At 49.5% G+C, this 14,993-nt stretch carries 13 protein-coding genes; 2 read left to right on the top strand and 11 right to left on the bottom strand.

Annotated elements, in window-relative coordinates; all coding sequences use genetic code 11:
* Positions 1-114: 114 nt before the first annotated feature.
* From DTO96_RS10145 to DTO96_RS10130, 4 genes are all read right to left on the bottom strand, one after another.
* The gene (locus tag DTO96_RS10145; RefSeq protein ID WP_114563390.1) at positions 115-792 is read right to left on the bottom strand and encodes a glycosyltransferase family protein; all 678 of its coding nucleotides are present in this window, start codon (positions 790-792) and stop codon (positions 115-117) included.
* A gap of 143 nt (positions 793-935) precedes the next feature.
* Entirely contained in the window at positions 936-1,949 is a 1,014-nt protein-coding gene (locus DTO96_RS10140; protein WP_114563389.1) for a class 1 fructose-bisphosphatase, read from the bottom strand.
* A gap of 108 nt (positions 1,950-2,057) precedes the next feature.
* Positions 2,058-3,314, bottom strand: a complete 1,257-nt coding sequence (locus DTO96_RS10135; protein ID WP_192878983.1) for a hexokinase family protein — start codon at positions 3,312-3,314, stop codon at positions 2,058-2,060.
* A gap of 243 nt (positions 3,315-3,557) precedes the next feature.
* Positions 3,558-6,422 (bottom strand): valine--tRNA ligase, encoded by a 2,865-nt coding sequence (locus DTO96_RS10130; RefSeq protein WP_114563387.1) that lies wholly within the window; start codon positions 6,420-6,422, stop codon positions 3,558-3,560.
* Positions 6,423-6,691: 269 nt separating this feature from the next.
* Between DTO96_RS10130 and DTO96_RS10125 the strand changes: the two genes are divergently transcribed.
* The gene (locus tag DTO96_RS10125) at positions 6,692-7,579 is read left to right on the top strand and encodes a CorC family transporter (protein ID WP_114563386.1); all 888 of its coding nucleotides are present in this window, start codon (positions 6,692-6,694) and stop codon (positions 7,577-7,579) included.
* Between the two features lie 285 nt (positions 7,580-7,864).
* Here DTO96_RS10125 and nudB read toward each other — a convergent pair whose 3' ends face one another.
* Together nudB and DTO96_RS10115 are read right to left on the bottom strand one after the other, a co-directional pair.
* Entirely contained in the window at positions 7,865-8,350 is a 486-nt protein-coding gene (nudB, locus tag DTO96_RS10120) for a dihydroneopterin triphosphate diphosphatase (RefSeq protein ID WP_114563385.1), read from the bottom strand.
* Positions 8,350-9,324: an integron integrase gene (locus DTO96_RS10115; protein ID WP_114563384.1), complete on the bottom strand. Its 975-nt coding sequence runs from the start codon at positions 9,322-9,324 to the stop codon at positions 8,350-8,352. The genes nudB and DTO96_RS10115 overlap by 1 nt, the downstream gene beginning before the upstream one ends.
* A 175-nt stretch (positions 9,325-9,499) precedes the next feature.
* On the opposite strand from DTO96_RS10115, the gene DTO96_RS10110 reads away from it, so the two are divergent.
* The gene (locus DTO96_RS10110) at positions 9,500-9,949 is read left to right on the top strand and encodes a VOC family protein (RefSeq protein WP_114563383.1); all 450 of its coding nucleotides are present in this window, start codon (positions 9,500-9,502) and stop codon (positions 9,947-9,949) included.
* A 154-nt stretch (positions 9,950-10,103) separates the two neighbouring features.
* On the opposite strand, the gene aspS is transcribed toward DTO96_RS10110, so the two are convergent.
* From aspS to DTO96_RS10085, 5 genes are all read right to left on the bottom strand, one after another.
* Positions 10,104-11,912 (bottom strand): aspartate--tRNA ligase, encoded by a 1,809-nt coding sequence (gene aspS, locus DTO96_RS10105; RefSeq protein ID WP_114563382.1) that lies wholly within the window; start codon positions 11,910-11,912, stop codon positions 10,104-10,106.
* A 54-nt stretch (positions 11,913-11,966) separates the two neighbouring features.
* Positions 11,967-12,659, bottom strand: a complete 693-nt coding sequence (locus DTO96_RS10100; protein WP_225972487.1) for a DUF502 domain-containing protein — start codon at positions 12,657-12,659, stop codon at positions 11,967-11,969.
* 35 nt (positions 12,660-12,694) lie between these two features.
* The gene (locus DTO96_RS10095) at positions 12,695-13,060 is read right to left on the bottom strand and encodes an FmdB family zinc ribbon protein (RefSeq protein WP_114563381.1); all 366 of its coding nucleotides are present in this window, start codon (positions 13,058-13,060) and stop codon (positions 12,695-12,697) included.
* 253 nt (positions 13,061-13,313) lie between these two features.
* Complete coding sequence (locus DTO96_RS10090) at positions 13,314-13,715, bottom strand: bactofilin family protein (protein ID WP_114563380.1); 402 nt, start codon at positions 13,713-13,715, stop codon at positions 13,314-13,316.
* Between the two features lie 81 nt (positions 13,716-13,796).
* On the bottom strand, positions 13,797-14,651 hold the full coding sequence (locus tag DTO96_RS10085; RefSeq protein WP_157964405.1) for a M23 family metallopeptidase: 855 nt from the start codon (positions 14,649-14,651) through the stop codon (positions 13,797-13,799).
* Between the last annotated feature and the right edge of the window lie 342 nt (positions 14,652-14,993).

Here is a 14,993-nt window from a genome sequence, read left to right as displayed (position 1 = left end):
CTTTCGTTGATGTGCGATGTGAAAAATGATGCGTTACTTTAACATAAAATCAAGGGGTAACGCATGCTGGGTATGGCTTTTTACCGAGTGACGGTTGAATGTGAATGGGGTGGCTTAGTCTGACCATTTTTTTAAATAAGCGGTGCCTGAATCAAACCATGCCGAACCCAAATCACCAATGGTTTGGGCGTGGGTCAGAGCGATGGGCCAAATGCCCATTTTTAAACCTGCTTGTTCGCATTGTCGACTCAGGTCTAAATCATAATGGTGATAGAGAAATTGGGGGTCAAAACGTATGCCAGATGCATGAAACGTTGAGGCTTTCACCGCGATGAACACACCATCGAGCAGTTTGACCTCAATCGGTGAAATGTTGCTGCTGCACGTGGGGGTGTCATTGATACGACCGATGGCGTAACGCGGTTCTCCGAGTGCTTTAAATTCCTCACCCAGTGCATCCATTGTGCCATACCAACCCCGCTGCTTGGGTGCGCGAAAAGGGTTGCCAGCGATGCCAATCACATCAAAAGAGGCCAGTGCTTCTTTCAGGCGAAATTCAATCAGCCAGTCATCAATCCACACGTCATCGTGGATGAAAACCAAAATGTCTTCGGGGGAGGCCTGTTCAATTTCTGGGTTAAATACTGTGGCCAAGCCATCTTTGGCATCCAATCCAACTTTAATTTCCATCGCTGAAAACCGAGCCAACCTTTGAAAAGATTGACCGAGTAGGGTTGTGGCCATGAATTCTTCGAGGGTGTGGATGCGCGTTGAAGTAATAAATCGAATCATAACGCCTCATGTGGAGATTTGATAGTGCATTGTGCACTACGCACTATGTCCTCATGGTGGGGGGGCGTGTACCCACCCCTTTTTTATGAGAAACAACCTTACGGGAAGCAACCCTGTGGGAAGCAACCCATGTGTTGGTTCGCTTAGTTGGATACTTGGTCGTGATGATAAGCCGTGATGCGCTCAACTTCTTCTTTCGAGCCCAAGAACACCGCCACACGTTCGTGCAGGCTGGTGGGTTGGATGTCCATGATGGCGATTTCACCATTGGTGGCCACGCCGCCCGCTTGTTCGATGATCATCGCCATTGGGTTGGCTTCGTACATCAAGCGCAAACGGCCTGGACGACCCGGGGTGCGTGAATCGGACGGGTACATGAAAATGCCGCCGCGATTGAGGATGCGGTGCACTTCCGCGACCATTGCAGCCACCCAGCGCATGTTGTAATTTTTACCCAAAGGGCCCGTTTCACCCGCAAGCAGTTCGCTCATGTAGCGCGTCATGGGTGGAAACCAATGGCGCGTATTTGAGGTGTTGACCGCGTATTCATTGGTTGTTGTCGGGACTTGCATGTGCTCTTGAGTCAGCACCCATGAGCCGAGCTCTGAATCCAGTGTGAAGCAATGTGTGCCACGACCTGTGGTCAAAACGAGTTGTGTTTGTGGACCGTAAATGGCATAGCCTGCAGCGACTTGGTTTTTACCTTGTTGCAAAAAATCTTTTTCACACACGGCATCGGGTGAATCCGATTTTTTCAATACAGAGAAAATCGTACCGACTGTGACATTGATGTCGATGTTGGATGAGCCATCCAGTGGATCATAAACCAATAAATACTCGCCTTTGGGATAGCGGTTTGGAATTTCATAAATGTGCTCCATTTCCTCAGAGGCCATGCCAGCAAGGTTGCCGCCCCATTCGTTGGCTTCTAAGAAAATTTCATTGGTCAATACGTCCAATTTTTTTTGCGCTTCGCCTTGCACGTTGTCTGTGCCAGCATTACCCAAAACATCACCCAACTCGCCTTTTGAAACGGCATGGCTGATGTGTTTACAGGCGCGAGCAACGATTTCGATCAACAGGCGCAGATCGGATGGTAAATTGTTGTGCTCGCGTTGCTGCTCAATAAGGTAGCGGGATAAAGATTTACGTTTCATGCTTGGTCTTTCGTGGAAATTAAAAAAGGGTTGAATGCTTTGTGTGTTGTTATTCAATTCGACTAAAACCTATCTTTAAACCACCATCTTCTTTTATCTTTGTGGGATTTAAATCAAGGCCGCACAAGCCGCACCGATAAAGTTTGCATCGACATCTGACGTGTTTTGTAAAATACGCACAGTCACATGGTTTGGGGTCAACGCATTGAGTGTGGATTCCACGCGCTCACGATAACCTTCGGTTTGCCAAAATAAAGTGCCTTCAGCCAAGATGCCGACGGTGTGTTGTTGGCCAGCTTTTAAATCTTGGCTTTTGAGTACACCCGCCAGTGCTGCGGCCGTTAAATCGGCGGAGCGGTCAATCAGTGCCGTGGCGACATCGGCCATGATGCCATGATAACGGCGCAATTGGGTGACGTGGCCTGCGTGTGTACGTGAGCCTGCTTCTGGATCAAACGCCCACGCATCAGGTAAAGCCAAGCACGCTTCACGACCGACAATACGACCATATAATTCAGCCGTGTATTTGCCACCCAATGCTTTTTCCAAACGTTGTTTGCCCGGATGGTCATCCAGGCCTGCAGCATCCAGCTCATCATCAAAGGATGATAAAAAGGGCGGGTGAAAATTACCGATTTCAAGGTTGACCGCCATGAGCTCGTCGGCTTGCCAACCTTTGGCGTCATCTGTGGAGAGCTTTGTGATTTGTTCGGTGCGGTAAAAACCGGCTGCATTCATGCCTGTGCCTGCAATCAGACCAATGTAAGTGTCGCAGTCTGGCTCCATCCATGCCGCAGCGGCCAGTGTCGTCACGGTGTCGTTTAAAATGGGGGTGTGGTGCGCGATTTGACCTTGGGCTTTGAGTGCATCAGTCAATTGGGCGCGTAAAGGCACACCAATCATGTCGGCCACATTGATGCCTTTGGTCCAGTTCACTAAAGCGGCATCGCCGTCGGGTGTGTTGGTTGATGGGTAAGAAAAACAATAGCCAAGGTTGAACTCGGGCGCGGGGCAAATTTTTTGAATCAATGCCGCTTGGCGTTCAAAAAAAGCATGGGGCGACACTTGTCCTGGTGTTTGTGCGTCATGCATCAACGTGCGATCGGCTTGTGGTTCAGTGATGAAAGCCACTTCCTTGCCCTGCATCGATATGTGAGCTGCACGCACATTGGTGCCACCAGCATCCAAAACCACGGCATCACCACTGGCTTGGCCGTTTGGACGGCGTAAAAAAGCAGGCAGTGCTTTGATTTGTTGACCCTCTTTGGCCAAACCTTCAGAAATTTTATCCGCCAGTGCGTCGCGGATGTGTTGAAGTTGTTCTGCTGATAGTGTCAGCGCAGTGATTGCGTCATTCAGTTCCATTTTGTCTCTTACCCTCATATATTCAAAAAAAGTAAAACTTACTTTTTTTGGTTCAGTACGAGATTTTGAGTGCATGACATCGAACCCACATGCATTCACATGTCATTCAACACCCAAAATCCAATAGAAGCGAAGGTCGAGCTGATCGGCCTTCGCCGTGTCGCGCCATAATTATCATTTATGTTTGCGATGTTTCATGCAGTGAGCATTCCATTGACAGCCCACCGCGCATGATTTTAACCCTTAATTCGCGGGCAGTGACGACAATTGTTGCTCTAATTTTGATGCGGTGGCGATAAATTCAGCCAAGCGCGCTTGCTCCTGCTCAACCACCGCCGCAGGTGCTTTGGCAACAAAAGCTTGGTTGCCGAGTTTGCCATTGGCTTTGGCGATTTCACCCTTTAAACGGGCAATTTCTTTACCCAGGCGTTCACGTTCGGCCGCGACATCAATTTCAACTTTAAGCATCAATGACACTTCGCCCACCACTTGCACAGGCGCACCCGCGGCTTGTGGCAATATTTCGGCAACGGTCACTTCAGACAGTTTTGCCAATGTTTTCAAATACGGGGCAAATGCATTCAGCTTATCAAGTGAGGCGGCAGGGGCTGCGATGAACAGCGGTGCTTTGGTGGCGGGTGACAGGTTCATTTCCCCGCGCAAATTGCGGCATGAGTCAACCAAGCCTTGTAATTCGTGCATCCACACATCGGCTTCAGGGGTCATTTTGCTGTCATCGGCAACAGGATATGCGGCCAACATGATGCTGTCGGTGTGTTTCATACCTGCCAATGGGGCAACGGTTTGCCACAGCTCTTCGGTGATGTACGGCATGATCGGATGAATCAAGCGCAACATGGTTTCCAGTACGCGAATCAGTGTGCGGCGTGTCGCGCGAGCTTGCGCAGGCGTGCCGTTTTGCAAAGTGACTTTGGCCAGTTCAACATACCAATCACAGTAATGATTCCAAACGAAATGGTATAAATCTTGCGAAATCATGTCGAGGCGAAATTCTGGGAACTGTTTGTTCACATCGGTTTCTACACGTTGCAACTCATTGATGATCCAACGGTCAACAGGCGAATAATCCAACTCAGCGCTCGCATCGATGCCGCAATCCTGACCCTCACAGTTCATCAGCACGAAGCGGGTCGCATTCCACAGTTTATTGCAGAAATTGCGATAACCTTCACAGCGTTTGGAATCAAAATTGATGCTGCGCCCTTGCGTGGCGAGTGAGGCGAAAGTGAAACGCAGTGCATCCGTGCCGTACGATGGAATGCCGTTGGGGAATTCTTTTTCTGTGGCTTTGCGCACAGCGGGTGCCGTTTCTGGGCGGCGCAAACCTGTGACGCGCTTGTCCAGCAGCGGTGCCAATTCGATGCCATCGATCAAGTCAACAGGATCGAGGACATTGCCCTCGGATTTGCTCATCTTTTTGCCTTCGGCGTCACGAATCAAACCGTGGACATAGACCGCTTTGAATGGCACTTTGCCCGTAAAGTACTTGGTCATCATGACCATGCGTGCGACCCAGAAGAAAATAATGTCGTAGCCTGTGACCAGCACCGATGACGGTAAAAAATGATTCAAGTCAGGCGTGTTTTCAGGCCAGCCCAGTGAAGAAAAGGGCACGAGTGCAGAAGAGAACCATGTGTCGAGCACGTCGGACTCGCGGCGCAATGTCCCAGTGTAACCTGCGGCTTGGGCTTTGGCGGCAGCGGCGGCTTCGTCACGTGCGACAAACACTTGACCATCGTCGGCATACCACGCTGGAATTTGATGTCCCCACCACAATTGACGAGAAATACACCAATCTTGGATGTTGTTCAACCACTGGTTGTACGTGCTGTTCCAGTTTTCAGGCACGAGGCGAATTTCGCCAGTCGCAGTGCCGTCCCCATTGACCGCTTGCAATGCAGGTTGGACAATTTCAGCTTGACCTTTTTCAGAAGTCAAATCCATGAACCATTGATCGGTCAGCATCGGCTCAATCACCGTGCCTGTGCGTTCTGATTTGGGCTGCTGGAGTTTGTGCGGTGCCACTTTCACCAATAAACCGAGCGCGTCCAAATCCGCCACGATTTGCTTACGTGCCACAAAGCGATCCATGCCTTGATAGGCGGCTGGCGCTTGGGTGTTGATGGTTGCATCCAGATTGAGGATGTTGAGCTTAGGCAAGTCGTGGCGTTGACCGACGGCATAATCGTTGAAATCATGTGCAGGCGTGATTTTGACCACACCCGTGCCAAAGGCCGCATCGACGTACTCGTCCGCGATGATAGGGATTTGGCGGTCACACAAAGGCAATGTGACGAATTGACCCACAAGGTGCTTGTAACGTTCATCCTCAGGGTGCACGCACAATGCGGCATCACCAAGTAATGTTTCTGGGCGGGTGGTGGCGACGGTCAAACCTGTGACCATTTCGCTGTTGCCCTCTTTGTCGGTGATGCTTTGTGCGCCAGCAACGAATGGATAAAGAATGTGCCACATCGACCCATCGGTTTCAACGGTTTCGACTTCAAGATCGGACACCGCTGTACCCAAAATTGGATCCCAGTTGACCAAACGTGTGCCGCGATAAATCAGCCCCTCGTCGTGCAAACGCACGAAAGCCTCGGTCACGGCGTTTGACATGGTGTCATCCATCGTGAAATATTCACGTTGCCAATCGATGCTTGAACCCATGCGATGGATTTGTTGGCTGATGATGTTGCCTGATTTTTCTTTCCATTCCCACACTTTGGCCGTGAACTGCTCACGACCCAAATCAAAACGCGACACATTGTCCGCCGCCAACTGACGCTCCACCACGATTTGCGTGGCAATGCCTGCATGGTCGGTGCCCGGAATCCAGGTGGTGTTTTTGCCCGACATCCGCGCGTGGCGTGCGCACGCATCCATGATCGTTTGATTGAAAGCATGCCCCATGTGCAGTGTGCCGGTCACATTGGGTGGTGGGAGGAAAATGGTATAGGCTTCTTGGGCTGGGTTAACCTCAGCATGGGCGTATTCTTTTTGTTCCCACTGGGTGCGCCAATGGTTTTCCAGCGCGGTGGGTTCAAATGATTTGGCAAGGGCATCAAGTAATGGTGTTTGGCTCATGGTTTCGCTTCAATTCAATATAAAAACGCGCGTCAAATGAGCGCGTTGGACATGCGGTATTATAAAGGTTTAGAGGTTTTTTTTGGGTAAATTGTGAATCGCCTGCGGCTCAGCGTCAGAACATCAAAAGATGGGATGGCAGGATGGAATGATGACAAGGCGCATGATGCGCCCTACACAAACTGAAATGATGGTTTTTAATCGGTTTTGTTGCACAACCAGCCTGTTTTACAGTATGCTAACCACTCGATTAACTCGAATGAAACCCCATGTCCGACGACTATCCCAAGCGAGGCGCCAAGCCCAAAACTTTGTTTGAACGTTTTTCAGCGCTGTTTGACAGCGAACCCGAGACGCAAGAACAACTCTTAGACATCCTTCACGGTGCACGTGAACGTGACCTGATCGACGATGATGCGTTCTCTATGATTGAAGGGGCGCTGCAAGTCGCCTCCCTCAAAGCGCGAGACCTGATGGTGCCGCGTTCACAAATGGACGTGGTTGATATCGCCCAAACCCCTGATGAATTCATCCCCTTTGTGATGTCCACCAACCATTCACGCTTTCCCGTTGTCGAAGGCGGGCGAGACCATGTGATTGGCATGTTGCTCGCCAAAGACCTGCTGCATTTTTATACGGAAAAAGATTTTGATGTGCGCGACAATTTGCGCCCAGCGGTCTTTATTCCTGAATCCAAACCCTTGAACATCCTTCTGCGCGAGTTTCGCGAAAGCCGAAACCACATGGCCGTCGTGGTCGATGAGTATGGTGGCGTGTCGGGTTTGATCACCATCGAAGACGTCCTTGAACAAATCGTCGGCGACATCGAAGATGAACACGATTACGACGAAGATGAAGACAACATCATCGCTGATCGTGGCGGACGTTTCCGTGTGCGTGCTTTGACTGAAATTGATCAATTCAATGAGTTTTTCAAAGTTGAATTGTCCGACGAAGATGCTGATACGATCGGTGGATTGGTCACGTCATCGCTCTCACGCATGCCGCGCCGAGGCGATAAAATCATGCTTGAGTCGTTTGAGTTCGAAGTCCTTCGCGCCGATGCACGTCAAGTGCATGTGCTCATGGTTCGACTGTTAACGCAAGAAGAACTTGAGCTTTTGAAAGAAAAAATAGGGCAGGACGAGGCGGAGTAATTGGTGATGTACAATAAAAAAGCGGCTTGCTTCAAGCCGCTTTTTGACGTCCATTTTACAGTGGTTTATTAATCAATCCGATTGCCGGGCTTGACCCGTAAACTCCAGTGCTGGGATATGCCGCGTCAAGCGCGGCATGACGGGAAATGACTGTAGATGCGTCATTGCGGGCTTGGCCCGCAATCTCCTGTATGGAGAGGCCGCATCAGGTACGGTATGGCGATGGAAAAATTTGCTTTCAAAAAAGTCCAACAGGCAATCTGCCCGCACCGCAATGTTTTTTAATCATCCTATCATTTCAGCTGAGTTAATACGCTCTGGCAAAGTCCTGATCGCATCCGCATTGTTCCAAGAAAAACATAACGCCGCTGCCTGTTCAAAGGGCAGCCATTGAAAATCGGTATGCTCAAGCGGTGCAAGCGTGATGGCCATGTCAGTGCTCGGGACTTTTAACCCAAACCAGTGTTCTGTATTTTCAACCACACCATCTGCGTAACGGTGACGCCACTGCGGGTAAATCTCATAAGTTGACTTGTGTTGCCAATCTTGCAGCTCAAAATCGGCCGCATTCAACCCCGTTTCTTCAAACAGTTCACGCACCGCCGCATCGTGCGGTAGCTCATCGATGAAATCCAAACTGCCCGTAATGCACTGCCAGAAATCTTTTTCAAAATCACCTGTCAGGACTTTTTGTGTGCGCTTCATCATGAGCACTTGTAAATCAGGTGTGTAAACCACCACCAAAACAGAAACTGGTATTTTTTTACTCATTACATCCTATCCAAAGGGCTTTCAACCCCACGACCGCCGCGTTTCAGCACGTGGGTATAAATCATCGTTGTGCTCACATCAGAATGACCGAGCAACTCCTGCACCGTGCGAATATCATAACCGCTTTGTAAAACATGCGTCGCAAAACTATGGCGTAATGTGTGGGTTGTCGCGGGTTTATTGATGCGTGATTGCACCACCGCATTTTTAATCGCCCGCTGCACTGCCTGCTCATGCGTGTGGTGGCGACGGATCACGCCCGACTGAGGATCAAGCGACTCCGCCCGTGCAGGAAACAACCAAAACCACGCAAACGTTTTATCCGAATTTGGGTATTTTTGAGCCAAAGCAAAAGGCAAATAAACACCAGCGCGATCCTCTGCACGGTCTTTGTCAAACACCGACTTTGCCGATGCGATTTGCGCCACAACGTCATCCAACACCATACGCGGCAGCATCGTCACGCGATCTTTATTGCCCTTGCCTTGGCGAACCGTGATTTCACAGGTCTCTAAATCAATGTCCTTGATGCGTAAACTCAACAACTCCATCAAACGCATCCCCGTGCCATACAACATCTTCGCCATCAATAAATGAATGCCCGACAAATGCGTAAATAACAACTCAACTTCCGACACCGTTAACACCACAGGCAATCGGGCCGATTTTTTAGGGCGGTGCAATCCATCCAGCCAAGGTAAATCAATACCCAGCACCTCTTTGTATAAAAAAAGCAAAGCCGACAAAGCCTGTCCATGTGTTGCAGCAGAAACGCCGCATTTGTCGGATAAATGGGATAAATATGCTGTCACCTCAACCGCCCCCATGTCGATGGGATGACGCTTGTTGTGAAACAAAATAAACCGCTTGATCCAACCACAATACGACTGCTCCGTACGCAAGCTGTAATGCTTGTAGCGGACTTTTTCTTTAACCAAATCAAGGAGTTTTTTTGGTTTTTCTTGGGTCGACATGAATGACTTGTTTTCGCTTTGAGTGGCTGCTATAATGATTTAAATCATATGGACTTTAAGTCCGTATTTTAATTTATTTTAACAGGATATGCGGCGAAATGAAAACAGAATATCAGTGTTTTTTGACGCATAACCTACGTGATGCGGCAAACCCATCCATAGGAGACTCGACAAAATGAGCATTTCATCCGCAGTATCTGTTTGCCTCTGGTACGACGGCAATGCTGAAGAAGCAGCACGGCTCTACACCTCACTGATTCCAAACTCTGAGGTCACAAGTATCTCGCCGGTGATGGTGACGTTTAAGCTTGATGGGGTGCCGTTTCAAGCGTTGAACGGTGGGCCGCATTTCAAGCCTAACGAAGCGGCCTCCATCGTCGTAAGCACCAAGAACCAAGAGGATACGGATAGCCTCTGGAGTTCATTGACGGCAGATGGCGGCTCAGAAGGACGATGCGCCTGGTTAAAAGACCGCTTTGGAGTATCTTGGCAGATTGTTCCGCAGATCTTGCCGAAGCTCTTAGGTGCATCGGATCGGCAAGCTGCTGATCGGGCATTGCAGGCAATGCTGAAAATGTCGAAGATCGATATCAAAGCTCTTGAGGCTGCATTCCATGCTTCCTGAGCCGGTCTGCAATAAGCCGCATAACAACCGGTTGCAGCGGACGGCGGTCCGCCGCCGCTGAACCGGAGCGTTAACTGTCTTGTGGTATTTGACAAATGTTTATTGTGCTCTATGCGTGATTGTAAAAAAAGCAACCTTTCGGTTGCTTTTTTGTTTATGCTTCGTCGCGTTTAACTTCGGCCAGTTTGGCTTCGGTGTTGCGCAGGCGAATGTGCAGTTCGCGCAGTTGTTTTTCGTCCACTGGACTTGGTGCTTGCGTGAGCAGGCATTGTGCGCGTTGGGTTTTTGGGAATGCAATCACGTCGCGGATCGATTCTGCGCCTGTCATCATGGTGACGATGCGGTCGAGGCCAAATGCGATGCCGCCGTGTGGAGGCGCGCCGTATTGGAGGGCGTCGAGCAGGAAGCCAAATTTTTCTTGGGCTTCTTCGGCGTTGATGTTGAGTGCGCGGAAGACTTTGGATTGCACTTCTTCACGGTGGATGCGGACGGAGCCGCCGCCGATTTCTGAGCCATTGAGCACCATGTCGTAGGCTTTGGCGATGCATTGGCCGGGGTTGGTGCTGAGCAGGTCTTCGTGGCCGTCTTTTGGTGCGGTGAATGGGTGGTGGCAGGCGGTCCATCGGCCTGCTTCATCATCACGTTCAAACATTGGGAAATCGATGACCCAAAGCGGTTGCCAGTCTTGTGAGGCGTGGCCTTTTTCGTGGCCGATTTTGATGCGCAGTGCGCCGATGGCGTCGTTGACGATTTTGGCTTTGTCTGCACCGAAGAAAATGATGTCGCCGTTTTGCGCGCCAGTGCGTTCTAAAATCTGTGTCAATGCAGCGTCGTCGATGTTTTTGACGATCGGTGATTGCAGGCCGTCACGGCCTTTTTCAAGTTCGTTGACTTTGATGTAAGCCAAACCGCGTGCGCCGTAGATGGCGACGAATTGGGTGTAGGCGTCGATTTCTGAGCGAGAGAGTTCGGCGCCATTAGGGACGCGCAGGGCGACGACACGGCCGTCTTCCATGTTGGCGGCTGAGTTGAATACTTTGAAATCCACCGTTTTCATGACGTCGGTCAATTCGGTGAATTGCAATTTGACGCGCAAATCTGGTTTGTCCGAGCCGTACAATGCCATGGCATCGGCGTAGGTCATGCTTGGGAATGGGTTGGCGAGTTCGATGTTCAGGACGTCTTTGAACATGCCGCGAATCATGCCTTCAAACATGGCGCGGATGTCTGTTTCTGACATGAATGAGGTTTCGATATCCACTTGTGTGAATTCAGGTTGACGATCGGCACGCAAGTCTTCGTCGCGGAAGCATTTGACGATTTGGTAGTAGCGGTCAAAGCCTGCGACCATCAACATTTGTTTGAACAGTTGTGGCGATTGTGGCAGGGCGAAGAATTCGCCGTCGTGCACGCGTGAGGGCACGAGGTAGTCGCGTGCGCCTTCAGGGGTGGATTTGGTCAACATCGGTGTTTCGATGTCGATGAAGTCGTTGGCGTCGAGGAATTTGCGAATCGCCATGGCGGTTTTGTAACGCAATTTCATGTTGTATTGCATTTGTGGGCGACGCAAGTCGAGCACGCGATGGGTCAAGCGCGTGGTTTCTGACAGGTTTTCTTCATCAAGCTGGAACGGTGGCGTGACCGAGGCGTTTAAAATGTCGAGTTCTTTGCAAACGATTTCGATTTCGCCTGTTGCCAGTTTTGGATTGACCAAACCTGCATCGCGCAAGCTGACGCGACCGACGACTTTAACGCAAAATTCGTTGCGCAGTGATGAGGCGAGCTCAAACATGGCGGCATCGTCAGGGTTAAACACCACTTGTACCAAGCCTTCTTTGTCGCGTAAGTCGACGAAAATCACACCGCCGTGATCGCGACGACGGTTGACCCAACCGCATAGGGTAACAGTTTGATCGGCTTGGCTTTTGTTCAAAAGGCCGCAAAAATGACTGCGCATGCTCATGTTTATTTCTTTCTTTGGGTTAATCAGGTTTCAAATTTAAATGAATGTTGTATGTCAAATGTCAGTGGCAGTTTGTGCTGTTGTCACTGCTGGTGTTGCGTTGCTGTGTTCTTCGGGTGCTACAACACCCATGGATATGATGTATTTCAAGGCTTCGTCGACGCTCATGTCGAGGTCAATCACTTCGGTTTTGGGCATGATGAGGAAAAAGCCTGAGGTTGGATTTGGCGTGGTGGGAACATATACGCTGATGCAGTCTTCGGGCAGTTTGTTGGCCACATCGCCATTGGGTGTGCCTGTTTGGAATGCAACTGTCCAGCAGCCCGCGCGTGGGTATTGTACTAAAAGTGCTTTACGAAATGCTTGTCCATTGCTGGAAAATAGGGTGTCTGACACTTGCTTGACGCTGCCATAGACGCTTTTGACGATGGGGATGCGAGAAAAAAGTGAGTCGAGTACACGTAAAAACCATTGACCGAGTAAGTTGGCCGCCATCAGTCCAGTTAAAAACAAAATGAGAATGACCAATATCACGCCCAAAAATGGAATGTCTTTAATGGCCAAAATAGGGGCTTGCCAGATGATTGGCATGACCCGTGCGACCATGTCAACCACTGTTTCGAAGATACCCGTCAGAAAGTTCATGCCCCAGCCAATCACGCCAAAGGTGATGAGGATGGGTACCCAAATGAAGACGCCTGTAACGAGGTAGTTCCGGATTTTGGCACTGGTGAAATGTTGGCGCATGGTTTTTGCTTTAAAGAAGCTGGGTAGCTATGGGTTTAGTGGCTGCCAGCACCAGATGCACTGGCTGTGGCCGATGCTGCGCTGGTGGTTTGGGTGCTGGGGGTCGCTTGGGTGCTGCTTGTATCATTGCTTGCATTATTACTTGTTTGATTTGATTCTGCTGTTGTGTTGACGGCGGTCTCACCACCGACGCTGCTGGAGCTGCTGTTTGCACCTGAGCCGCCACGAAAGTCGGTCACATACCAACCTGAACCTTTCAGTTGAAATCCTGCGGCGGTGATCTGTTTGCTGAATGTCTCTTGATGACAGGCAGGGCAGGTGGTCAGTTGAGCATCGCTCATTTTTTGTAACACATCTTTGGCGTGCCCACACTGTGAGCAGCGGTAAGCGTAAATTGGCATGGTGTTCTCTGATTGGCAAGTTAAAACAACAAACCACTATTATACGTCAGAAGCCACAGAGTGACAATGTGGTAAGAGGGGATGTTGTGGGTGAGGGCATTGGGTTGATGCCCTTTTGATGCAATCAGCACCAAGCTGACCTGCTTGGTGCTGATTGGCTGATGTGGGCGTTTGGACCGAACCCATCAATGTGATTGGTAGACATGGTTGGCAGCACAGCTTTGCTGTGACAGCATTTTTGTTGCTGTTGTGCTTATGCGGCGGCCAGTGCGCTGTGTGCCGTCGATGTGCTTGTGTTTGAGTGGTTTTTTTGCATGGTGACACTGCCTTGATAGACGGCACCTGAGTCGATTTGTAGGCTTTGCGTTTCAATATTTCCCAGAATTGAACAGCTGCTCTTTAAATGAAGGGTGTCTGCATGGACATCGCCTTCGATTTTGCCGTAAGCAATCACTTCGTTGCTGCGAACATTGCCGGTGATGTGGCCTTTTTCGCCCAAAATGATGCCGCCTTCAACTGTCAAATCGCCGATAATCTTGCCGTCGATTTTGATGTAGGCTTTACTGGTGATGTTGCCTTGGATGGTGCATCCTTCTCCGATGAGGGTGGTGATGGTGTGGTCTATGGTGCTGTCGGTTGTTTTTTTGCCAAACATGGAAAACCTTGCTGTAGGTGGGTGTTATAAAAATGATTTTTTAGTTGTGTATTGATGCTTGTTGGTGTTGATGCTGCTGGGTCAATTAAATGTTAAAAAATTTTCTGGGTCAAGTGGCTCGTTGTTTAAGCGAACTTCGTAGTGCAAATGAGGGCCTGTTGAGCGACCTGTGCTGCCCACTTTGCCAATGACGTCGCCTGCTTTCACTTTTTGACCCAGTGTTGTGTTGATGGCGGACATGTGTGCAAACAGTGTTTCATAACCCGATTTGTGGGCGATTTTAACCACATTGCCATAGCCGTTCATGACACCAGCGAATATCACTTCTCCATCGGCGGTGGCATGAATCGGATCGCCTGTTTGGGCTTTGAAATCAAGCCCAGGGTGGTTTTCTGCGCCTTGTCCTGAGAATGGGTTGGCTCGGTTGCCAAAACGAGAGGTCAAGTAGCCGTCGTGCGGCACACCAATCGGGGTGTTTTGGATGGCTTCAAGTAAGTCTTGGGCGTGTTGATTGTATCGGCTGGTGAAAGGGATTTCGCCTGCAATGGGGCGGTAGGCGCCGCCCATGGGTTGTGGCTCTAGACTGTCTGCTTTAGATTTGGGTGGCGGTTTATTGGCGCCGCGTTGGTTAAGGTATTCTTCGAGTTGTAAGACTGTTTTTTCGGTTTTTTTCAGCTCATTGATTTTAGCGGCTGCTTCGGCCGAGTTGTATGATTCTAAATCTTTAATTTTGGCTTGTAGCGCTGTGTTTTCTTCAATGGCCTTTTTGCTCTGAATGGCGAACACTGCAAAGCCTATGGCCAATGCTGTTGCGAGGACGGTTAATGCAATGATGGTGGGTTTCATGTTGTGCAACAACCAGCTGTTGACACGCATGGTCTCTGTACGTTGATCATTGCTGATGACCATAATGGTCGAGTGTTTTGGTTTTTTCATGCGTGATTTTTTCTTAAAAAACGATGAAGCCATGGGTTGTTCCCTTGTGAGCAATCAGACATTTTAAAAACAGTTCAGCAGATGGTGTGTCTTTTGCATTGATGCCCGCAGCGATGTTTATGGTTTTTTATTGGTATCGCGCGTGGGGTGCTGATTTTACGACTTTTGTTCAGTGTTTCTCGGTGTTTGTTTGACACTGATTTAACATTCGACATGATTATACTCGAAACTTTTTTTCTACGTATCAATTAAATTTATACGCTTTTTACAGTTGATTTTTTGGGTAAGCCAAAAGAGAGTTTTGAGGTTTTTACTTTTTTTTGGACACATCAAGTAAAATAG

Origin of the sequence: Ephemeroptericola cinctiostellae (assembly GCF_003339525.1) — a bacterium.
Taxonomy (GTDB): domain Bacteria; phylum Pseudomonadota; class Gammaproteobacteria; order Burkholderiales; family Burkholderiaceae; genus Hydromonas; species Hydromonas cinctiostellae.
The sequence above is the reverse complement of the archived record's forward strand: the minus strand, read 5'-3'. Positions and strand labels throughout refer to the sequence as shown.